The 21,145-nt window shown below is 66.1% G+C and carries 23 protein-coding genes; 12 read left to right on the top strand and 11 right to left on the bottom strand.

What is annotated here, in order from left to right; genetic code table 11:
• Positions 1-178 precede the first annotated feature (178 nt).
• Complete coding sequence (locus ACW179_RS10350) at positions 179-376, bottom strand: hypothetical protein (protein WP_492064212.1); 198 nt, start codon at positions 374-376, stop codon at positions 179-181.
• A 67-nt stretch (positions 377-443) separates the two neighbouring features.
• On the opposite strand from ACW179_RS10350, the gene ACW179_RS10345 reads away from it, so the two are divergent.
• From ACW179_RS10345 to ACW179_RS10330, 4 genes are all read left to right on the top strand, one after another.
• Positions 444-761 carry a hypothetical protein gene (locus tag ACW179_RS10345; protein WP_492064211.1) on the top strand — a complete coding sequence of 106 codons (318 nt, stop codon included), beginning with the start codon at positions 444-446 and terminating at the stop codon, positions 759-761.
• Between the two features lie 230 nt (positions 762-991).
• Positions 992-1,639 carry a class I SAM-dependent methyltransferase gene (locus ACW179_RS10340; RefSeq protein ID WP_492064210.1) on the top strand — a complete coding sequence of 216 codons (648 nt, stop codon included), beginning with the start codon at positions 992-994 and terminating at the stop codon, positions 1,637-1,639.
• Positions 1,636-2,886, top strand: coding sequence for an NAD(P)-binding protein (locus ACW179_RS10335; protein WP_492064209.1), 1,251 nt, complete (start codon positions 1,636-1,638; stop codon positions 2,884-2,886). The genes ACW179_RS10340 and ACW179_RS10335 overlap by 4 nt, the downstream gene beginning before the upstream one ends.
• On the top strand, positions 2,883-3,587 hold the full coding sequence (locus tag ACW179_RS10330) for a WbqC family protein (protein ID WP_492064208.1): 705 nt from the start codon (positions 2,883-2,885) through the stop codon (positions 3,585-3,587). The genes ACW179_RS10335 and ACW179_RS10330 overlap by 4 nt, the downstream gene beginning before the upstream one ends.
• Before the next feature lie 122 nt (positions 3,588-3,709).
• Here the strand turns inward: ACW179_RS10330 and ACW179_RS10325 are convergent, their stop codons facing one another.
• Genes ACW179_RS10325 through ACW179_RS10315 form a run of 3 tightly spaced genes read right to left on the bottom strand, consistent with a single transcriptional unit; the run spans position 3,710 to position 6,046 of the window.
• A complete protein-coding gene (locus tag ACW179_RS10325; RefSeq protein WP_492064207.1) occupies positions 3,710-4,867 on the bottom strand; it encodes a glutathionylspermidine synthase family protein in 1,158 nt (385 codons plus the stop codon).
• Positions 4,868-4,872: 5 nt separating this feature from the next.
• Positions 4,873-5,598 carry a PspA/IM30 family protein gene (locus ACW179_RS10320; protein ID WP_492064206.1) on the bottom strand — a complete coding sequence of 242 codons (726 nt, stop codon included), beginning with the start codon at positions 5,596-5,598 and terminating at the stop codon, positions 4,873-4,875.
• Between the two features lie 22 nt (positions 5,599-5,620).
• On the bottom strand, positions 5,621-6,046 hold the full coding sequence (locus tag ACW179_RS10315) for a YjfI family protein (RefSeq protein WP_492064205.1): 426 nt from the start codon (positions 6,044-6,046) through the stop codon (positions 5,621-5,623).
• Between the two features lie 172 nt (positions 6,047-6,218).
• Here ACW179_RS10315 and ACW179_RS10310 point away from each other — a divergent pair, with 172 nt between their 5' ends.
• Genes ACW179_RS10310 through ACW179_RS10300 form a run of 3 tightly spaced genes read left to right on the top strand, consistent with a single transcriptional unit; the run spans position 6,219 to position 7,938 of the window.
• Positions 6,219-6,860: a DUF2491 family protein gene (locus ACW179_RS10310; protein ID WP_492064204.1), complete on the top strand. Its 642-nt coding sequence runs from the start codon at positions 6,219-6,221 to the stop codon at positions 6,858-6,860.
• Between the two features lie 26 nt (positions 6,861-6,886).
• Positions 6,887-7,300 carry a DUF350 domain-containing protein gene (locus ACW179_RS10305; protein ID WP_492064203.1) on the top strand — a complete coding sequence of 138 codons (414 nt, stop codon included), beginning with the start codon at positions 6,887-6,889 and terminating at the stop codon, positions 7,298-7,300.
• Positions 7,301-7,308: 8 nt separating this feature from the next.
• Entirely contained in the window at positions 7,309-7,938 is a 630-nt protein-coding gene (locus tag ACW179_RS10300) for a DUF1190 domain-containing protein (protein WP_492064202.1), read from the top strand.
• A 135-nt stretch (positions 7,939-8,073) separates the two neighbouring features.
• On the opposite strand, the gene pseI is transcribed toward ACW179_RS10300, so the two are convergent.
• The 4 genes from pseI to ACW179_RS10280 all read right to left on the bottom strand — a co-directional run bounded on the left by pseI (position 8,074) and on the right by ACW179_RS10280 (position 10,118).
• A complete protein-coding gene (gene pseI, locus ACW179_RS10295; RefSeq protein WP_492064201.1) occupies positions 8,074-9,129 on the bottom strand; it encodes a pseudaminic acid synthase in 1,056 nt (351 codons plus the stop codon).
• A gap of 69 nt (positions 9,130-9,198) precedes the next feature.
• Positions 9,199-9,531 carry a DUF5615 family PIN-like protein gene (locus ACW179_RS10290; protein ID WP_492064200.1) on the bottom strand — a complete coding sequence of 111 codons (333 nt, stop codon included), beginning with the start codon at positions 9,529-9,531 and terminating at the stop codon, positions 9,199-9,201.
• The gene (locus ACW179_RS10285; protein ID WP_492064199.1) at positions 9,528-9,755 is read right to left on the bottom strand and encodes a DUF433 domain-containing protein; all 228 of its coding nucleotides are present in this window, start codon (positions 9,753-9,755) and stop codon (positions 9,528-9,530) included. Before ACW179_RS10285 ends, ACW179_RS10290 begins: the two co-directional genes overlap by 4 nt.
• 42 nt (positions 9,756-9,797) lie before the next feature.
• Entirely contained in the window at positions 9,798-10,118 is a 321-nt protein-coding gene (locus ACW179_RS10280; RefSeq protein ID WP_492064198.1) for a glycine zipper domain-containing protein, read from the bottom strand.
• 58 nt (positions 10,119-10,176) lie between these two features.
• Between ACW179_RS10280 and trxB the strand changes: the two genes are divergently transcribed.
• Positions 10,177-11,187, top strand: coding sequence for a thioredoxin-disulfide reductase (gene trxB, locus ACW179_RS10275; RefSeq protein WP_492064197.1), 1,011 nt, complete (start codon positions 10,177-10,179; stop codon positions 11,185-11,187).
• A 75-nt stretch (positions 11,188-11,262) separates the two neighbouring features.
• Here trxB and ACW179_RS10270 read toward each other — a convergent pair whose 3' ends face one another.
• Positions 11,263-12,189: an SRPBCC family protein gene (locus tag ACW179_RS10270; RefSeq protein ID WP_492064196.1), complete on the bottom strand. Its 927-nt coding sequence runs from the start codon at positions 12,187-12,189 to the stop codon at positions 11,263-11,265.
• Positions 12,186-12,527, bottom strand: coding sequence for an ArsR/SmtB family transcription factor (locus tag ACW179_RS10265; RefSeq protein ID WP_492064195.1), 342 nt, complete (start codon positions 12,525-12,527; stop codon positions 12,186-12,188). Before ACW179_RS10265 ends, ACW179_RS10270 begins: the two co-directional genes overlap by 4 nt.
• 98 nt (positions 12,528-12,625) lie before the next feature.
• Between ACW179_RS10265 and ACW179_RS10260 the strand changes: the two genes are divergently transcribed.
• The 4 genes from ACW179_RS10260 to ACW179_RS10245 all read left to right on the top strand — a co-directional run bounded on the left by ACW179_RS10260 (position 12,626) and on the right by ACW179_RS10245 (position 20,664).
• A complete protein-coding gene (locus ACW179_RS10260) occupies positions 12,626-13,912 on the top strand; it encodes an HlyC/CorC family transporter (RefSeq protein ID WP_492064290.1) in 1,287 nt (428 codons plus the stop codon).
• Positions 13,913-14,184: 272 nt separating this feature from the next.
• Positions 14,185-14,553, top strand: coding sequence for a response regulator (locus tag ACW179_RS10255; protein ID WP_492064194.1), 369 nt, complete (start codon positions 14,185-14,187; stop codon positions 14,551-14,553).
• A gap of 426 nt (positions 14,554-14,979) precedes the next feature.
• Positions 14,980-18,276, top strand: coding sequence for a TonB-dependent receptor domain-containing protein (locus ACW179_RS10250; protein ID WP_492064193.1), 3,297 nt, complete (start codon positions 14,980-14,982; stop codon positions 18,274-18,276).
• 192 nt (positions 18,277-18,468) lie between these two features.
• On the top strand, positions 18,469-20,664 hold the full coding sequence (locus tag ACW179_RS10245; protein WP_492064192.1) for an exo-alpha-sialidase: 2,196 nt from the start codon (positions 18,469-18,471) through the stop codon (positions 20,662-20,664).
• A 2-nt stretch (positions 20,665-20,666) separates the two neighbouring features.
• On the opposite strand, the gene cdd is transcribed toward ACW179_RS10245, so the two are convergent.
• Complete coding sequence (cdd, locus tag ACW179_RS10240; protein ID WP_492064191.1) at positions 20,667-21,089, bottom strand: cytidine deaminase; 423 nt, start codon at positions 21,087-21,089, stop codon at positions 20,667-20,669.
• Positions 21,090-21,145: the final 56 nt, after the last annotated feature.

The following is a 21,145-nucleotide window of genomic DNA, read 5'->3' as shown; positions in this document are numbered from 1 at the left end:
TCAAGGACTGGCCTGCGGCCAGCCGCTACGCGGCGACGCGCGAGCGTCGTCCTTGAGCAATCTTTACAGACCGGCGATCCTCTCGCCGTGAGATCTAAGGATGGCTCCGGGCGCGCGCAGGGCGTTGCGGGCCAAGCCCCCACCCGTCATTCTAGGCCTTGTTGACGGCACCCTTGGTTCAGTCTGGACGTGAAGCGCCAGCCGGACGCCCATTCCCTCTCCCAGAGGGAGAGGGAGGGGCCCGGCGCGAAGCGGTGGGAGGGTGAGGGGTTACGAGGCTAACCGGCGTGCCGGCACTCCGGCTGACGCTGTAACCCCTCACCCCAGCCCTCTCCCTCTGGGAGAGGGAGCGAGGTCTGCGTTTTGTCCGGTCCAAATCCTAACTTCGGGCCATTGCGATCACTAAGTTTTTCACCGATCGTCTCCCGATGAAGAGACTGTGCTTGGCTGCGTTCATCCTGACGACTTCGTGCGGTGACGGTCCACGAAATCCGCCGCCTATTGCACAAGACCTCGACGTGTCGATCGAGAACAAGGAATGGCCTGAGCGCCTTGCTCGAAATTTCCCAGTAGGCACCGCCGAGGTCGTGGTCCTGGATACACTCCAGTCTCAGGGGTTCGCGATAGACCGACCGGCGAGAACAGCAAAGGCTCATTGGACCAAGTGGATCTGTAAGCACGATGTCGATGTGGCCTGGAAAGCCGGCGACGCCGGTGAGATCATCAGCATCAGCGGGCGATACTTCCCGACCTGTCCATAGATTCGCAAACCACCCCGAACACGAGATCACTAAGCCCGCTTGAAGCTCCGCCAGCTAACCCTGCCAATATCGGCGCATCCCGTCCTTTCAAGACGGGAGCGACTGACAGCAGAATCCAAGCCCCCCCTGCGACAAACCGCCCCCCACCACCTAACGCCTGTTAACCAAACGTTGTGCGCTTTCGCGGGATTCTCCGGCCAGCTCTTCCTTGCCGGGATTCCCCAAGCCCCATGCCTGCCCTGCCCGACATTCGCGGCCTGAAGTATCCGGACGAGTTCGTCGCCCGGCACTTCTTCAAGCGTGGCCTGCATCAGCGCGCCGGGCGTGTGGTGGAGCTGGGCGGAGGCACGGGCAACAATCTGTCGCTCTATGCCGCCTATGGCTGGTCGCTGACCGATGTGGACTATTCGCAGGCGGCGCTGGACGACGCCCGCTGGAACCTGGGACCGGACGCCACCCTGATCCAGGCCGACCTGTCGCAGGGCCTGCCCGATCTTGGCCCCGCGCCCATCGACGTGCTGCTGATCCCCAACCTGCTGTGCTACCTGACCGCCGCCCAGGCGAGCGCCGTGCTGACCGCCGCCCGCGCGCGGCTGGCGCCGGGGGCCGAAGTGTTTGTTCGTACCCGGCTGGTTGACGACTATCGCTGCGGCAAGGGCGTCGAAGAAGAGCCCAACGGCTGGCGGCTGGCCACGCCCGAGACCGGCGAAGAGGGCCTGTTCAACCTGTTCTATACGGCCAGGGGCCTGGTCGAACAGCTGGAAGCTGACCTGGGTCTAATCGAGGTCACGGCCCTGAAGGTGTCGTTCGACAACGTCCAGAACGGGGTTCTGGTGGCTCCCAACAGCGATCTGGTCGTCTGGGGAGCCGTGGCGTGAGTGAAAGGGTTCGCATCGTCGGCGGCGGGCTGACCGGTATCCTGGCGGCCTTCGAGGCCCGTCGCCTGGGCTGGCGCGACATCGTCCTGCAGGAGCGGTTCGAGGCCCTGGGCGGCGTGGCCCGCCCCCGGGTGGCGCACGGCCTGGAGATGCGCGACGGCTGCGTCTATTTCGGCGGGCCCGGTGATCCCATCGTCGAGACCTTGACCGCCCACGGTGCCCGCTTCGAGACCTTCAACAACCGCTTCGGGTCGGTCAGTCTGGACAGCGCCGGCCGCCGGGTCTTCACCTGGGACTTCGGCGGCCCGGCCGTGGACTGCGCCGCCACCGCGATCAGCCGGCCGGCCAGCGACAGCCTGGGCTCACGCATCGCCGCCTATCCCGGCCCGATCGCCGCGCGGCTCGAGGCCTATTGCCGCTGGCACCTCGATGCCGATCCAGGCGAGATCCACGGCGACGCCGCCATTCCCCTGGCCATCAATCGCGTCTTCCCGGCGGCTGCCGATCTGGGCCAGCTGGCGCGCGCCAAGGCGACCAATCCCTGGGCCGACGAGCTCTATGCCATTCCCCGCGCCCTGACCGGCCGGACGCTCAACCTGACCGCCACCCTGCCGGCCGGCGGCTTTGCGGCCCTGTTCGACACCTGCCATGCGGCCCTGAAGCGACTGGGCGTGCAGGTCGAGCTGAACGCCCTGGTCTCGCCCCGCGCCCTGCTGGCCGCGCCCGATGCCGCCGAGACCGTGGTCTGGGCCGCCAATCCCACGCCGCTGTTCAAGCCGCTGGGCCTGCCGACCCCCGGCCTGATCAAGAAGAGCTTCGCCACCTACGTCTTCGCGGTCGAGTTCGACGGCCCCTGCCCGGTCTATGTCCAGAACTTCACGGCCACCGGCAGCGCCTTCCGGGTCTATCTGTACGAGAGCGGCGGCCAGCAACTGGCTGTGGCCGAGTGCGTGAAGGAGGCCGATCTGGCCGCCCTGCCCGGCGAGATGCGGTCCCTGCTGTCAGGGTTCGGGTCCCTGAAGGTCGGCGCCCTGCTGCACAGCGATATCCAGCCGCGCTGGATCTATCACTCGCTGGACGCCATCGCCGGGCTCAAGACCCTGCGCAGCCGGCTGGCCGAGCGCTTTGGAACCGCCTTCATCTCCGGGGCCTGGGAGCCCTATGCCAAGGCCGCCAAGCTGGCCGAGGTCAATGCCGCCCTGCTGGCCGCGCGGGAGGGCGCACCGGCGCTGGCTCAAGCCATATGAGCAAGGCTTGCGGGGGCACGGCGGCGATCATGCAGCCGACCTATCTGCCGTATCTGGGCTATTTCCAGCTGATGGCGGCCAGCGACGTCTTCGTGTTCCTCGACGACGTGCAGTTCGCCCGCCGCTCGTGGCAGTCGCGCAACCGCATCCTCACGGCCAATGGCGAGCTGATGCTGACCGTGCCGGTGAAAAAGCACGACCGCGACACGCCCATCCACGCCATCGAGATCGACGACAGCCAGCCTTGGCGCGACAAGCACCTGGCCGCGATCCGCCACGCCTATGGCAAGCGACCGGGCTTTGCCGAGGGCTTTGACTTCGTGTCCGAGCACCTTGCTGCGCATCGCGACGGAGCCCTGGCCGACCTGACCTGCGGCATGGCCGTGGCGGCGGCGCAGCGCCTGGGCCTGACGACGCGGTTCGAGCGGGCCTCGACCCTGGGGGCGGACGGCGCGCGGTCCGAGCACCTGCTGGCCATCTGCCGGGCAGTGGGGGCCAGCGCCTATGTCTCGCCGATGGGGTCGGCGGACTACATGGAAGAGGACGGGGTGTTTGCGGCGGCAGACTTCCCGGTGCGGTTCCAGGGCTTCACGCCGGTGAGCTATCCGCAGGGGTCCGAGCCCTTCACGCCGTTCATGGGGTTTGTGGACGGCCTGATGAATCTGGGCTGGGACGGGTTGCGGGGGCTGGTGCGCGGTTAGCGCCGCGCTGGCCCCCTCCGGATGCTTCGCATCCTCCTCCCCCATAGGGGGAAGATGGACCTCATCCGCCCCCTATGGGGGCGGACGACCTGCGTAGCAGGTCAGGTGGGGGCCAGTGGCCCCTACTCCATAATCACATGCGGCACGAACCGGGCGAGGTTCTTGGTCACCACGCTGTCATCCTCGCGGATGCCGATGCCGGCGGGTTCGTTGCCGACCATCCACGCCCCGATCACCGGGCGCTTGCCGGAAAACTCGGGCGGCGGGCTGTAGGCCTGGAGGATCGCGCCTTCCTGGCCATAGCCCTGGTCGAGGACGGGTTCGTCGCCCCCGATAATCTCGATATTGGCCCCCTCGCGCGAGAACAGCGGCTTGCGCACGTGGCGCGGGCCCAGAGCCGACGCCGCCGGGTCGCCCTCGAAATAGGCTTCCAGCAGGTTGGGATGGCCGGGGTGGCGCTCCCACAGCAGGGGCAGGATGCCCTTGTTGGACAGGATCGCCTTCCAGGCCGGCTCCAGCCAGCGCACGCCCGCCGTCTTCAGATGCACGGCATAGGGCTCGCGCAGCATCTGCTCCCAGGGATAGAGCTTGAAGGCCGCCTGGAGGACATAGCCCTCCAGATCGACGAACTGGCCCTCGGCATTGGCACCGATGGCGTCGATGGCCACGAACTTGGGGTCCAGCCCCGCCTGTAGCGCCAGATCCTCCAGGAACCGCACGGTCTGGCGATCCTCGACGGCGTGGGCGTCGCTGGCGAAGTGGACGAAGCCGCCCGTGGGGAACAGCAGCTTGAAGCGGTCGCGCAGGGCCTCGAACAGGCTGTTGAACTGGTCGGTCCCGGCCGGCAGGGCCCCGCTGGCCAGCAGTTCCTCCAGCCACAGCCACTGAAAGGTGGCCGCCTCGAAGACGCTGGTCGGGGTGTCGGCATTGTATTCGTAGAGCTTGGGCTTGCTGACACCGTCATAGCCGAAGTCGAACCGGCCGTAGAGCGAGGGTGCCTTGGCCCGCCACGAGGCGCTGACGAAGTCCCAGTGCTCGGGCGGAATGGCCAGTTTGGTCAGCAGCGCTTCATTGCCGGCCACCTCGTCGACGAGGTCCAGGCACAGCTCATGAACGTCAGCCGCCGCCGGCTCCAGGTCGTCCTCGACCTGGGCCAGGGTGAAGGCATAGGCCACCGACTCGTCCCAGTACGCCTGGCCGTCGGTGTGGTGGTAGACGAAGCCGACGGCGTCGGCCTTGGCCTGCCAGTCGCTGCGCGCAGTCAGGTCAAGGCGACGCATGGGGGCTAGGCTTCGCCCGTCTTCTGCTCGATCTGCAGCGGCGCAGCGGCCGGCGGGGCCAGGCGGGCCAGGATGTCGTCGGCCGAGGACTGGCCCGGACCGATGCCGGCCAGGCGCAGCTTTTCATCCAGGTCCGCGCCGGTGCGACGGTCTTCCAGTTCGCCCGCCGCCTTGATGCGCTCGCCGCGAATGGCCTGCTTTTCCTTGATCCGGGCCAGGCTGTCGGCGGCCGAACCCAGCGACGAGCCAGCGCCGGCACCGCGCGCGGCGACCGAAGCCTGGGCCTTCTGGACGCTTTCATTGACCTTCACGACCTCGACCTCGCGACGCAGGGTCTCGATGCGGCGGTCGGTGGCGGTGATGGCCTGGTGCAGCTGGTCTTCGGCCTGACGCATGCCCTCGATCTGGGGCTCCTTCAGGGCGATGTCCTGCTCGAGGTCGGCGATGCGCTGAGCCACCTGACGGGCCAGGTCCATGTCGCCCTTGCCGACGGCGGCGCGGGCCGAGCCCTCGTACTTGGTCACCTGCTCGCGGAAGCTGGAGACTTCCTTTTCCAGGATGCGGCGACGGGCCACCAGCGTGGCCATGTCGTCCCGGGCCTTGCCCTGAGCCGTATCAGCGTCGCGGATTTCCTGATCAAGAATGCGGATGGCGTTGGCGTCGACGACGGCGGCCGAAGCCTCGTGCGCGCCGGCGCGACCCAGGGTGAAAAGCTTGCGCCAGATGGACATCGAATAGGCTCCGGAAACGGGATCAGGCGGGGGTGAAGGACGAGCGCAGGTCGGAGGCAGCCTCAATGGCGTTCTCGGCCAGCACACGCAGCTCGATCAGGATGTCGTCCAGCGAAGAGGACGGGGCCAGTTCGCCGAACAGTTCATAATAGTCGCGGTCGCCCACCGTGCCGATGCCGAAGTTCGACAGGGGCACCAGCTTCTGGGCCTTGAGCAGGAACTCGTTGAAGGCGTGGCGGTCTTCCTGTTCGTCGACCGGCCACAGCAGGACCGAGGCGGCGATCTGCTGGTCGCTGACGCTGACGAAGATCTCCAGGTCGCCCTGCTCGTGCATGGTGACCAGCAGGATGGGATCGGCGCCTTCGACGACGCGGGCCGTCAGGGCGTCGGTGAGTCCGTCGGACAGGGCGGTCTGCAGCGAGCGTACGGTCCAGGCGGGGGTCGTCATCGGTGGTGATCCTCCAGAGGTCGTGGTCTTCCATACAAGATGGGAGAGCGAACGCCAGTCGTCGAGAGCGTCATGGGCCTGCAGCGCATGACAAGTTGGTAATGGCGAGCCCCCTTTTACGCGAGCCGCCCCCGTCGTACAGGTTGAGAGAGTCAGAACCGGGTCCGTATCGATGTTCAGCAAGCTTTTCGGACGCAAGGACGCCGTGATCGCCGCGCCGGCCCTGCCGGCGATCCGCAATGTCACGCTTGGCCGCACCGTCTGGCTGGACACCCTGGCCTGGCGTCGGTTCGGAACCGACACGCGCTTTTCCCTCGACCGCGACACGCTGGAAATCACCGCCCAGGGCCTGGTCGAGCTAAAGGACGGCGGCTTCGTCCATCGCTTCTACACTGACGACCACGTGATGTTTCAGGCCGTGTCGGATGATCGCGAGGGCCAGCGCCTGACCGACGTGACCGTGTTCATGGCCTGGGACAGCGCCTATCCGGGCAGCCGCGCCGACCGCGACGCCTGGGCGAGACGCCTGCGGGCCCGCACCTTTACCGCGCCAGGCCTGCCCGACTATCCACGCCTGTGGTTCGGCGACGAGGCCGAGGACCAGGACCCGGTCACCTTCTGGGAAGACCTGCACGACGACCGCGACGGCATTACCGATCGCCGCATCTTCCAGACCTCCATGCTGTTCGCCCGCGACCTTCCCGAGGAGGGGCGCGAACTACTGCTCGCCATCGAGCAGGAGACCGAAGACCATGAGGTCTCATTCGAGATCATGCTGGGCATCCCTCTGGAAGCCGGCGAGTTCAAGGCCTGAGCGGCCAGAAGAAAGACGGAGAGACCATGTTCGATCTTCAGGGGTTCGGCGCCAGCGCCACAGCGTTCTTGATAGCCTTCGTCGCCGCCGGCCTGTTCACGGCGGCCTTCAAGGTCATCTACCAGTGGGTCACGCCCTATAACGAGGGCAAGCTGATCCGCGAGGGCAATGTGGCCGCTGCCCTGGCCCTGGGCGGCGCGCTGGTGGGCTATGTGCTGCCGCTGGCCTCGGCGCTCAGCCACACCGTCTCGCTGGTCGAGTTCTGCGCCTGGGCGGCTCTCGCCGGCGTCATCCAGATCGCCGCCTTCACCCTGATCCGCATGATCGTGATGAAGGATGTCGCCGCCCGGATCGAAAAGGGCGAACTGGCATCAGGCGTCTATCTGGCCAGCATCTCTGTTGCAGTCGGCCTGATCAACGCCGCCTGCATGACCTCGTGAGGCATGTGATGACCGACCTGCCCCTCTCGCGCCTCAAGCGCTCGCGCAGCCTGACCCTGACCACCCTGATGGCCGGGGCGGCGATATCGGTGACCGCCTGTGACGGCACGCCGGCCGCCACCCAGTGGGGCGACCCGCCGGCCGCTGAAGCCGGCAAGGCCGTCGAGGCCCGCACCTTCACCAGCCTGGACGAGTGCAAGGCCTCGGGCGACTTCACTGCAGAGCAGTGCGAGACCACCCTGGCGGAGGCCCAGAAGGCCAGCGCCGAGAACGCGCCCAAGTTCGGCGACCAGCAAAGCTGCGAGGAGCGCTACGGCGTCGACCAGTGCGTGCCGCGCTCCAACAGCAGCGGCGGCAGCTTCTTCACGCCCCTGCTGACCGGCTTCATCATCGGCCAGGCTCTGGAGAACATGGGCGGCCGCGGCTATCGCGGTGCACCGATGTATCGTGATCGCGACGGGACCTACTACGGCGGCGGCGGCTATCCGCTGTCGCGTGACTATGTCACCGGCCGCACCCGCGTGCGCTCGGAAAGCTTCGGCCTGCCCGCGCGCGCCGAGGCCCCTGCCCGCGTCCAGAGCCGCAGCGCCGTGATCTCCCGCGGCGGCTTCGGCGGCGGGCGGTCGTTTGGGGGCTAGCGGTAAGGGGGGCGGGAAACTGGCCCCCTCCGGGCCTTCGGCCCTCCTCCCCCAGAGGGGGAAGATGACGTCATCCGCCCCCTATGGGGGCGGACGACCGCGCAGCGGTCAGGTGGGGGCGAGTGGTCTCACCCCCTAACCCACCATCGACCAGTCCAGCGGCTCGCCGCGTGTCAGGTCGCGCGCCGCCTTGCCGGCCAGCACCTTGTCGAGGTCGGCGGGGGGCAGGCCGTTGCCGGGGCGGACCGAGCGGACATTGGCCTTGGTCAGCGGCTCGCCGGACTTGACGTCGGCGGTGACATAGAGCGAGCGGCGGAACAGCAACGAGGTCGCCTCGGAGCCCAGCGTGTCGTAATGCGCCCGGCCCAGCGAGGACCAGGCGTTCTTGCAGTCGTCGACCAGGGCCTTGAACTCGACGGGCTCCAGGCTGAACGCGGCGTCGGGGCCACCGTCGGCTCTCGCCAGGGTGAAGTGCTTTTCCACTGCGCAGGCCCCGACCGAGACCGCCGCCACCGAGGCGGCCGTGCCGGGCGTGTGGTCTGACAGGCCCACCGGGCAGCCGAAGCGCTGGGCCATGTCGGCGACCGTCCGCACATTGGCGTCGGCGAAGGTGGCCGGATAGCTGGAGACGCAGTGCAACAGCAGGACGCCCGCCGCGCCTGCGCTCAGGGCCGCCTCGCGCGCCGTCTCAATCTCCTGAAGATTGGCCATGCCTGTCGAGATGATCAGCGGCTTGCCCTTGCTGGCGGCGTAGCGGATCAGCGGAATGTCGACGGCCTCGAACGAGGCGATCTTGAACGCGGGCGCGCCGAGGCTGTCGAGCAGGTCCACCGCCGTCTCGTCGAACGGGCTGGAGAAGATGGTCACGCCGCGCTGGCGGGCCCGCTCGAAGATCGCGCCATGCCATTCGAACGGCGTGTGGGCCTCTTCATAGAGTTCGTAGAGGGTGCGGCCGTCCCACAGCCCGCCGTGGATCTTGAACTCGGGCCGGTCGACATCCAGCGTGATGGTGTCGGCGGTATAGGTCTGGATCTTGATCGCGTCGCAGCCCGTGGCGGCGGCGGCGTCCACCATGGTCAGGCACCGCTCCAGGCTGCCGTTGTGATTGCCCGACAGCTCGCAGATCACATAGGGCGAATGGTCGGTGCCGATCTTGCGGCCGGCGATCTCGATGAAGGGCGAAGCGGTCATGACGGCGTCCGGAAACGTGGTGTCCGTCATCTTAACCCTGAAATCATGGACGAGGCGTCAATCGGCTGGTCAGCGCCCGATTTCGATCACGGAGACCTCGCTCGCCAGGGCCGTTTCCAGATCCGGCCAAGCCTGATCCATGCGCGCCTCAAGGACGTCGCGGCGCATATTGCCCAACCTTATCCAAACGATCCGCGCCCTCGGCCGCCGGCTCCTTGCCCACTCGACGAAGTCTCGATCCTTGGTAACGATTACATAGTCATTTCGGATGGCCAGGTCCCAGATCGCCGCATCGGGCGCGTCCAATGTCGCAACCGACATCACGTGATCGGCCTCATGGCCTTTGAAGTTTAGCCATTGCGCAAGGCTGGGCGGCAACTGAGCGTCGATGAGGAACTTCAAGCGGCAACAACAGCCGTATCGGCCACGGCAGCAGCCGCGTAGGCCAAGGCAGCACGGATGTCGTCGGGCTCAAGATAGGGATACTCGGCGACGATCTCGGCGCTGCTCATCCCGGCCGCCAGCATTTCCAGAACATCCTGCACGCGGACGCGCAGGCCCCGCAGACAGGGCCGCCCGCCGGCCTTGCCGGGCTCGATTGTGATACGGTCGAGCAGAGGGTTCATGGCTGCAGTATAGCGCCGATCGCTGAGTGCGACCAGCCAGCCTCAATCCCCGCCGCCGCCGCCCCCACCATCTCCACCGCCATCCCCGCCGCCGTCACTATCGCTGGAGCCGTCGGCGTCGTCTGACTTCGACCCTTTTGATGAGGAGCCGGTGTGGACCAAGCCGCCATCGCCGCTGCCGCCGCCGTCACCCTTTTTCTTGTCCTTTTCCTTCGCCTCGCCGGACGCCTGCATCGCCACGCCCGAGCCGGCACCGATGGCGACGCCCAGGGCGAGGCCAAGCGCCAGGTTGTCCATGGCCAGCCCGAAGGCAACCCCAAGGGCAATGCCCACGCCCATCCCGATCGGCAGTCCAGCTTTCATGATGTCCCCCACTTTGCAGCCATCGCGCTGAATCGGAATCGACACTATATCTGCGCCCATGTCGACCTCCTCCGCCCCCCGCCACACCCGCTGCCTGATCATTGGATCGGGTCCCGCCGGCTATACCGCCGCCATCTATGCCGCGCGCGCCCTGCTCAAGCCGGTGCTGATCGCCGGAATCCAGCCGGGCGGCCAGCTGACCATTACGACCGATGTCGAGAACTATCCGGGCTTCGCCGACGTCATCCAGGGCCCCTGGCTGATGGACCAGATGAAGGCCCAGGCCCAGCATGTGGGCACCGAGTTCGTCAGCGACATCGTGCTGAGCGCCGACCTCTCCAAGCGCCCGTTCCACATCACCACCGACAGCGGCCAGGACTGGCTGGCCGAGACGGTGATCATCGCCACGGGCGCGCAAGCCAAGTGGCTGGGCCTGGAGAGCGAGAGCCGTTTCCAGGGCTTTGGCGTCAGCGCCTGCGCCACCTGCGACGGCTTCTTCTATCGCAACAAGGAGGTTCTGGTGGTCGGCGGCGGCAATACGGCTGTCGAAGAAGCCCTGTTCCTGACCAGCTTCGCCAGCAAGGTCACCCTGGTGCACCGCAAGGACGAGCTGCGGGCCGAGAAGATCCTGCAGGAGCGGCTGCTGGCCCATCCCAAGATCGAAGTGGTCTGGGACAGCGCCATCAACGAGGTGCTGGGCGACACCAACCCGATGGGCGTCACCGGCGTGCGCCTGAAGAACGTCAAGACCGGCGACCTTACCGAGGTGAAGTGCGACGGCGTGTTCATCGCCATCGGCCACGCCCCCTCCTCGGAGCTGTTCAAGGACCAGCTGGAAACCCACGCCGGCGGCTATCTGACCGTCAAGCCGGGCACGACCTCGACGGCCGTCGCAGGCGTCTATGCGGCCGGCGACGTCACCGACGACATCTACCGCCAGGCCGTCACCGCCGCCGGCATGGGCTGCATGGCCGCCCTGGAGGCCGTGCGTTTCCTGGCCGAGGAAGACCACAAGGCCGCCCACCATCCGATCAGCCACGCCGAGGCCGAGAAAATCGGCGTCTGGTGATACCGATCCGCGTCGCCGCCTGAGGCGACGCGGACGAGATCGCGCCCCGTCAGGCCATGGCCTGAATGACGGCCTTCAGCCCGAGACGATAAAGCGTTCCAGCTTGCCCAGGGTTTGCAGACCAAGTTCCACGGCGCCGAAACCCTTGGCCGCCTGGAACTCGGCGACCGAGCTGAACACCATGCCCAGCGTGACCTTCGTCGCCCCGTCGTCATCCTCAAACGTCGCCCAGGCGTCGGCGTGTTTGGGACCGTTTTCGCCCCACAGCAGCGCATAGCCGATCCGTGTCTGCGGCTGGACAGCGACATAGCGATGGTGGTTCGGAAAGACCGTGCCGTCGGGCGCGATCATGTCGAACACCCACTCTCCGCCCGCGCGCAGATCGATCCTCGCGGTGCGGCAGGAAAAGCCGTCCGGCCCCCACCATTGCGGCAGGGTGTCGGGGTTCATCCACGCGCCCCAGACGACGGATCGCGGTGCCCTGATCACCCGCTGCAGCAGCATGGTCCGCTCGGCCACGCCGGCCAGATTGTCGAGACCCGCGTTGAACCCCTGACGGTAGCCGGCCTCCATGTCCTCGCCCAGCGAGGCGAGTTGCACCGTCACTCTCAGCCGGCTGTGCGGGCCGGCGGCGGACACCTCGGCCGTGACCAGCGCCGCAGACAGGGTTACGCCTTCCGACGAGATGACCTCGGAGTTGACGCTGCGCGTCTCGGGCTGCAGCACCAGCCAGCCGTTCTCGCAGCGTATGTCGGGCTGACCCTCAACCTTGCACAGCGAGATTTCGCGACCGCCGACCCGGGTGTCGGCCTCCAGGAACTCCACCGTCACCGAGGGTGCGGGCGGCGCCCATACGGCCCGCGCCGCCGGGTCGGTCCAGACCTTCCAGAGCACCGAGGCCGGCGCGGCCACTTCTCGCTCGAAGGCAAGGGTGGCGAAGCGTCCCTGACGGTCATCCCGCACTGCGCCGATCGTCGCGTCGGCCGCAAGGTTCTGCGTCATGTCTCGTTCTCCTTCATCACAGCCATCACAAAGGCATCCAGACGGTCGAGGCGGGCCTCCCAACCGGCCCTCTGCTCGTCCATCCAGGTCCGCAGGGGGTCCAGGGCCTCGGGCACGAAAGCGCAGGTCCGGACCCGTCCGCCCTTGGACGTGGCGATCAGCCCGGCCGCCTCCAGTACGGAAAGGTGCCGCATCACGGTCGGCAGTCGCAGCCCGGTGGGGCCGGCCAGATCGGTCACCTTGGCCGGCCCCTCGGCCAGCCGGGTCAGGATCAACCGACGGGTCGGATCAGCCAGCGCGTGAAAGCGCCGCGAAAGATCGGGTTCATGCTTAGCCATTGAGCTAACTATTACACCTTCGGCTGATTGGAAAAGTGAAAACTTCGCCAACCAGCTAAGTTTCCCATCGGACCGCTCTGGCGTAGAACAGCCGGATGATCCTGACCGCCATTCTCGGCCTCGCGCCCATCGTCATCGGCCTTCTGGCGATCTCGGCCATGTTCTCGGCCGCCGAGACCTCGCTGACCGCCGCCAGCCGCGCGCGGATGCATCAGCTGGAGCGCGAGGGTGATCGGCCCGCCCGGCGGGTCAACAGGCTGCTGTCGGATCAGGAGACGATGATCGGGGCGGTTCTGCTGGGCAACAACCTGGTCAACATCCTGGCCTCGGCCCTGGCGACCACGGTGCTGACCGCCGCCATTCCCGGCCCGTGGGGCGTCGCAGTGGCCACCGCGACCATGACGGTTCTGGTTCTGGTGTTCGCCGAGGTGCTGCCCAAGACCCTGGCCATCCTGCGCTCCGACGACGTGGCGCGCTTCCTGTCGGGGCCGACCCTGCTGGTGGTGCGGCTGTTTGGCCCGATCATCTATGCGATCCAGTGGATCGTGCGGCGCACCCTGCGGCTGTTTGGCGTGCGGCTGGACATGGCCGTCGACGTGCTGGCCGCCCACGAGGAGATCCGCGGCGCGGTCGAATACCACCACTCCGAAGGCCTGGTCGAAAGCGGCGACCGGCGGATGCTGGGCGGCGTGCTGGACCTGTCGGACATGGACGTCTCCGAGATCATGGTCCACCGCAAGTCGATGGTGATGTGCGACGCCGACCTGTCGCCGCGCGAGCTGGTGGCCGAGGCCCTGGAGGCCCAGCACACCCGTATCCCGCTGTATCGCGACAATCCCGACAACATCATCGGCGTTCTGCACGCGCGTGACCTGCTGCGGGCCCTGGCCGAGTCGGAAGGCGGTATCGACGCCCTCGACATCGCCGCCATCCTGCGCGAGCCGTGGTTTATTCCCGACACCACCAACCTGAAGGACCAGCTCAACGCCTTCCTCAAGCGCAAGAGCCACTTTGCCCTGGTGGTCGATGAATATGGTGCCCTGCAGGGCCTGGTGACCCTGGAGGATATCCTTGAAGAGATCGTCGGCGAGATCGACGACGAGCACGACACCAGCCTGGACGGCGTGCGGCGTCAGGCCGACGGCTCGGTGAACGTCGACGGCGCCGTGACGGTGCGCGACCTGAACCGGGCCCTGGACTGGGACCTGCCCGAGGGTGATGCCGTGACCATCGCCGGCCTGGTGATCCACGAAGCCCAGACCATTCCCGAGCCCGGCCAGACCTTCATCTTCCACCACCACCGCTTCCAGGTCCTGCGCCGTCAGAGAAATCAGGTCACGGCGCTGCGGATCAGCGCCCGGCTGGACGAAGGCGTCAGCGTCTAGAACCCGGGGCCTGGCCACCAACGCCGAGCGGCACGACGCCCTGTCGGTACGGGTTCTGGGCACAAGACCCAGGAAGACAGAGCTCTTGAACATCCTCAGGAGCGGCAGTTGGTGCATGCCATATGCAATCGTCTCTGCCCCACATGGGCTTTGACGCGCACTTCTGGAAAAGGGACGGCCAGAGAACTGTCAGGCGACGTCGCGCCAACTTATGCTAGCGTTGCCCGGATCTGCCGCATGGGGCTTCCGATGCGAGCCCTGGAGCCCTGCCGATGAGCAAGCTGAACGCCCTGAAAGTTCTGGTCGTCGAAGACGAGGCCCTGGTCTCGATGCTGGTCGAGGACATGCTCAGCGACCTGGGCTGCACCGTGGTGGGTCCTGCCGCCGAGATCGAGGAAGCCCTGCGCCTGGCCACCTCTGGCGATATCGACGCCGCCCTGCTGGACGTCAATCTGGGCGGACGCCCGATCTTTCCCGTCGCCGATGCCCTGAAAGCGCGCGGCGTGCCCTTTGCCTTCGCCAGCGGCTATGGCGTGGCGGGCCTCTCGGAAGGCCATCGCGATGCCCTGGTCCTGCAAAAGCCCTTCCGCGAGGCCGACCTGCGCCGCGTGCTTGAAGACCTGGCCAGCCAGATCGCCTGAGGCGTCGCCCCCGCAGACACTGCCCGTCAGATGGGCAATCGCGCCCTGCTTTTGGGCGCGGCCCGAGATCCACAGGGATTCCTCAGCGTCCTTTTTCACCAGAAATCTGGCTAGCTCGGCCACTTTCGCAGCCTATAGCTGTGGATTTTCGCCCTTCGCGCGGCCGAAAGGGGTGAAAATTACCCTTTGTTACCGGTAGTTAACGTGCGGGTTAGCGCCTCAATTTGGGCAAATTTGACCCCGCTTGACACAAAGCCGCCCAGATCGTGACTTTTTTGTAACTAAAATGCGACTTAGCGGAAATCCGCTTCAGTGCGCCCTTTTGGCCGGCGGCAAAGCCGATAACGTCTTCTCCGAGGAATGAACCTCTCGCCCCCCCGCAGGAAGCGCACCGGGGGCGTCTTTAGTTTTGAGGACAACGGAAAAATGGCGTTGAAGACCAAGGTTCTCCTGGCGACGACGATGCTGGGGAGCCTCGCCCTCCTGGCCCCGACCTTGACGTTCGCGCAGACCGCGCCCGCCGCCGCCAAGGAAGACACCGCAGTCGAAGAAGTGGTCGTTACCGGCTCGCGGATCCGTCGCGACCCGACCAACTCCCCGACCCCGCTGATCCAGGTCTCGCGCGACGAAGTCGTTTCGACCGGTCAGGCCAGCGTCATCGACGTGCTCGCCGACATCCCCGCCCTGTCGGGCTCGATCGTCCCGGAAGACACCACGGGCTCAGGTCTGAACGATGGTGGCCTGTCGCTGCTGAACCTGCGCGACCTGGGCTCCAACCGCACCCTGACCCTGGTCGACGGCCGCCGCCATGTCGGCTCGTCCTCCGGCGGCCTGTCGGTCGACGTCGACACCATTCCGCGTCTGCTGATCCAGAACGTTGAAATCATCACCGGCGCGAACTCGGCCCAGTACGGCGCCGACGCCGTCTCGGGCGTGGTCAACTTCATCCTGCGTCGCGACTTTGAAGGCGTTGAGATCGACGGCACCGTTGCCCAGATCAACAAGAGCGCCAAGGTCGGCGGCGACCTGAACCGCCGCTTCTCGGCCCTGGTCGGTCACAACTTCTTCGACGGCAAGCTGAACGTCTATGCGTCGGCCGAATACGAAAAGAACGACGAAGTCCTCGACAGCGAAATGAAGTGGCGGGCGAACGCCTGGAACCTGACCGCGCTCGACTTCGACCCGGCAAGCGCCAACAACGACGGCATCTTCGACAGCGTCCTGCTGCGCGACGTCCGCAACATCTCGCGCTCACGCGGCGGCACCCTGACCCTGGTCAACGATATACTTCCTGACCTTAGCCGAAATATCACGGCAGGTGCCTCGCAGATCTGCGCCGGAACCTCGGGAAGCCTGGGATCGATCAGCGCCAACTGTATCTTTCCGGAGCCCGGCAAGACCTATCAATTCGACTCGACCGGCAAGGCTCGCCTGGCCAATTTCGGCACTATCCGCAACAACGTCGGCCGTTCGCGCGTCCTGAACGTCGGCGGTGACGGCCTGAACGTGAACACCGAGTTCAGCCAGTTCAGCCGTCTGCCCGAGTCGGAGAACAAGCGCTTCCAAGGCGGCTTGAACCTCAATATCACCGAAGACCTGCAGTTGTTCGTCGAAGGCAAGTTCATCAAGGAAGAAACCTATGATGAAAGTCAGCAGACCTTCTTCGACATTGGTCTGGTCAACCTCAACAGCACGGCCAACGGCCTGCTGATCGGCACCTCGGCCTTTAATATCGGTCTGGACAACGCCTATCTCGACCCCAGTGTCCGCGCTGCCATCCTGTCCAACACGCGTCCGACGATCAACGCCGCCGGCGTCCAGACCGGCACGATCACCGACGCCCGCGCCCGCCTGAGCATCTTCGGCCCCAGCCGCAGCCAGCTGAACCAGAAGGAGCTGAGCCGCTTCGTGGTCGGCCTGCGCGGCACCAAGGACGAGTTCAGCTTTGTCAAGAATCTGTCCTACGAACTGAGCTTCACCGGCGGCAAACTAGAGAACAAAAACTACGAGCGCGCCGTCGACGTCATTCGCTTCAAGCACTCGGTTGACGCTGTTGTCGACACGGCCGGTATCGTCAATGGCAAGCCCGGCGAAGTTGTCTGCCGGGTTAAGCTTCTGGCCGCTGCCGGCACACCCATCGTCGATTATTATCGCAGCACGCCGCAGTTCTCCCTGACCAAGGGAACCCAGGCCAACGCGCCGGATTTGTTGACCTACAAGGCCGGCACAGCCGCCTACAAGGAAGTCAGCGAGTGCGCGCCTTCACGTGTGTTCGGTGAGAACGGCTACAGCGCCGCCGCTCGCAACTATTTCGACGCCGAGATCAACGTCCAGAACGAGAACAAGCAACTGGACGCCCTGGGCTATGTGTCGGGCGAACTGTGGGACTTCTGGGGTGCCGGCCGTATCGGTCTGGCCCTGGGCGCGGAATGGCGTCGGGAGGAAACCTCGACCGTCGGACGCTCGAGCTCGACCGGTGACCGCTTCCTGTTCCTGAACACCGGCCCTGACCTGCCGGGCGCGTCCTATGAGACCAAGGAAGCCTTCGGCGAATTCCGCCTGCCGCTTCTGAAGGACATGTTCCTGGCCAATTCGCTGGAAGTCGGCGCTGCGTTCCGCCGCTCGGAGTATACGACGGTCGGCAAGACCGACACTTACAACTTCAATGCCTCATGGCGTCCGATCGAGGACATCCTGTTCCGCGCGACGGCGGGTAAGGCGGTTCGCGTGCCGTCGCTGGCCGAGAACTTCAACCCGCCGACGCAGACCTTCGCGTCGATCAGCGACCCCTGCTCGGAAACGGTCATCCAGGCCACCACCGACAGCCGGATCAAGGCCAACCGGATCAAGAACTGCCAGGCCTTGGGCATTCCGACCGGCACCGTCATCAACTATCCGAGCACTCCGGCCGGCAAGAACTCGGGCAACCCGTTCCTGAAGCCCGAAAAGTCGTTCAGCTCGACCATCTCGATGGTCGTGACGCCGCGTTTCTGGCCAAACTCGACCTTCGTCGTCGACTACTATGAAATCGACATCAAGGACGTGATCGCCTCGATCACCGCTCAGACGGCCGCCAACCAGTGCGTCGCCGGCGAGGTGCTGAACCCCGGCATCTGCGCCACGATCACCCGCACCGGCGCCGCCGGCCAGGGCACCACCCCGGCCTACGGCATCGTCGACTTCATCCAGGGCTCGGTGAACTATGCCCGCACGATGAACCGCGGCGTCGACTTCCAGTACCTGTACCGGACCGACTTCGAGACCCTGACCGGCCTGGACTGGGGTCGCCTCGACTACCGTCTGAGCGGCACCTACCTGTTCGAGCAGCACGACTTCACCAACATCGCCGACCCGAACCAGCACACCGACTGGGAAACCACCCTGGGCCTGCCGCGCGTGCGCTTCAGCTCCAAGGTCAACTGGACCATCAACGACAAGCTGTCGGTGCAATGGGCGGCTGACTGGCAGTCGTCGCAGGAGATCATCGACGCCGACACGCTGGGCGGCAACAACGATATCTACGACAGCAAGTACTTCACCTCGGGCTCGTTCGTGCAGCACGACTTCACGGTGCGGTACAGCCCGAAGGAAGACTTCACCGTCCGTGGCGGCGTGGTCAACGCCTTTGACGCCACGCCGGCACCGTGGCTGGGCAACACCAGCTCGGACAACTTCGACCTGTTTGGCCGTCGCTTCTTCATCGGCTTCAACTACAAGATGTAAGCCGGCACAAAAGCGTCATGGACAGGAAGGGGGCGGTCTTCGGACCGCCCCTTTTTCTTTGGCTGCGGGTCACCCCCAGCGAGCCCCCTCGCCTATTGATATTATTAATTGGTCTATCTAAATCCCGATCCGCCTGACGCAGCTTGCGGCTAGGTTTGAGAACAGCTCCGGCAAGGAGCGTCGGGAGGGACCATGGATTTCACATCGCTCAGCCGCCGGGCAGCCCTTGGGACAGCGCTGTCGGGCACCTGCCTGGCCCTCGCGCCGCAGGCCCAGGCCCGGACAGCGGGCTCAAAGCCCTATGACTGGCGCAGCGTCCCCTATGGCGGGACCGGCTATGTGGACGGCTTCCTGTATCACCCCCGGCAGAAAGACCTGCTCTACGCCCGGACCGATATCGGCGGCATGTATCGCTACGACTTCGCAGCCCGGCGCTGGATCCCCCTGCTCGACCATCTGGGTCATGACGACAGCCACCTGATGGGCGTGCTGAGCATGGCCATCGATCCGACAGATCCTGACAAGCTCTATGCCGCCTGCGGGCTCTATCTGCAGGACTGGGCCGCGCCCGGGGCCATTCTGCGCTCCAGCGATCGCGGCGCGACCTGGCGCAAGACGGCCCTGCCGATCAAGGTCGGCGGCAATGCCGACGGTCGCGGGACCGGCGACCGGCTGATGGTCGATCCGACCCAGCCGAGCGTGCTGTTCTACGGCTCCAACCAGGACGGTCTCTGGAAAAGCGTCAATGGCGGCGAGAGCTTTGCCAGGGCGAGCGCCTCGCCCGGCAAGTCCCTGACGCTCGTCCTGTTCGCGCCGGCCGGCGGCGAGATGATCGTCGGTTCCGCCGACGGCAAGGGCGGGCTGTTTGCCAGCACCGACCGGGGTGCCAGCTTCCAGCGGGTGGACGGAACCCCGGACCAGGTTCCCCAGCACGCGGTCTATGGGCCCGACGGTTCGCTGTATGTGACCTTCGCCCAGGCCGAGGGTCCGGCGGTGGTCAATCCCAGCTTTGCGGTGCGCGGCAGCGTGTGGAAGCGCGATGGCAAGTCGGGCAAGTGGCGGGACATCTCGCCCCTGCGGACCGGCCCGGATGCAGCGTTTGGCTATTCCGGCATCGACATCGGACCCGACGGTACGATCGCGGTCTCGACCCTGAACCGCTGGTGGCCCGGCGACGATGTCTTCATCTCCCGCGACGGCGGCGCCCGCTGGAGTGGCCTTGGTCAGCAGTCCAGGCATGACGCCTCCAAGTACCCGTGGCTCGCCGACAGCCTGAAGGGCGAAGACCACATGGGTCACTGGATGTCGGATGTCCGGATCAATCCGTTCAATGCCGACGAGTTGACCTACGGCACGGGCGGCGGGGTCTGGACCAGTCGCAACCTCACGGCCGCCGGCAGTGGCCAGCCCGTGCTGTTCGACTTCAATGTCGAAAACCTTGAGGAGGGGGCCGTCATCCAGATGGCCTCGCCCACCGGCGGAGCGACCCTGCTGGCCGCCTTCGGTGACATCGGCGGCGGAGCCTGGGACGATATCACCAAGACCCCGAATGCCGGCCTCTTCCATCCGACGACCGAAACCAATTTCAGCATCGACTATGCCGGTCAGCGGCCCGGTTTTCTGGCCCGAACGGTCAATAGCAGCGGCACACACGGCTTCTACTCGGAAGACGGCGGCGGCAGCTGGACCCTGTTCCCGACCTCGCCCTACAAGCCGCCGGGCAAGGGTGAGGGCTGGCGCGGTCCCGGCCAGATCGCCATTTCAGCCAAGGGCAACTTCCTGCTTTGGGTCCCCGAAAAGGACGGAGCCTATTTCTCGGCCGACAAGGGCAAGACCTGGACATCCAGCGCCAACTGGCCTGTGGATCGCGACCGGCAACTGACGCCCATCGCCGACAAGGTGGCCAACGGCGTCTTCTATGTGCACGACCGGACCGGCGGCCGCATCCTGATCAGCGTCGACGGCGGCGCAACCTTCACCCCCATCGCCACCGGTCTGCCGGCGGTGCAGGGCTGGGAACAGGCCCAGATTGCGGTGATGCCGACCCGCATGCGTGACCTGTGGCTGGCCCTGCCCTCAGGCCTGATCCACTCGCGCGACGCCCAGTCGAAATTCGCCTCGGTCAAGGGCGTGGACGCGGCCTGGGCGGTGGGCTTTGGCGCGCCGGCGGTCAAGGACGGCTATCCGTCCGTCTATCTGAGCGGCAAGATCAAGGGCCAGGAAGGCCTGTGGCGCTCTAACGACGAGGGCCAGACCTGGACGCGAATCAACGACGACGCCCATCAGTTCGGGGCCATGCACGTCATCACGGGCGATCCCCTGGAGCATGGCGTGCTCTACATCGCGCCGCACGGACGCGGGATCCTGGTGGGACGGCCCCAGACCTGAGCCTATTCCAGGTCTCTGGGTCCGAAACTCTCGGGCAGCAGGGTCCAGAAGGGCGTGCGGCGGGTGGCGACGCCGTCCTGCACCGAGACGATCTCGCAGGCGTCAGAGGCGAATTCCGCAATCCTCTGACGGCAGGCGCCGCAGGGCTGGACCACCGCATTGGAGCCGGCGGCGATCATGACGGTGGCGATTCGCCGGCTGCCGGCCGTGATCATGGCCCCGATGGCCGTCTGCTCGGCGCAGGTGCCCGAGGGATAGGCCGCGTTCTCGACATTGACGCCCAGATGCACCGTGCCGTGCTCGTCGATCACGGCGGCGGCGACGGTGAAGTTGGAATAGCGGGCATAGGCGCGCGACAGCAGGGGCGGCAGGAGCGCTGCCGCCTGGGTTTCGATGGCCTTGGTCGTGGAAATCTCGGCGCTCATGCCTGTTCTCATCGATCCGGCAGGATCGCGCCGGGCACAGAGGCAATCAGTCGCGG

It is taken from the genome of Caulobacter sp. AVps18, from assembly GCF_058681425.1.
This window is presented reverse-complemented; position numbering and strand designations above follow the sequence as displayed.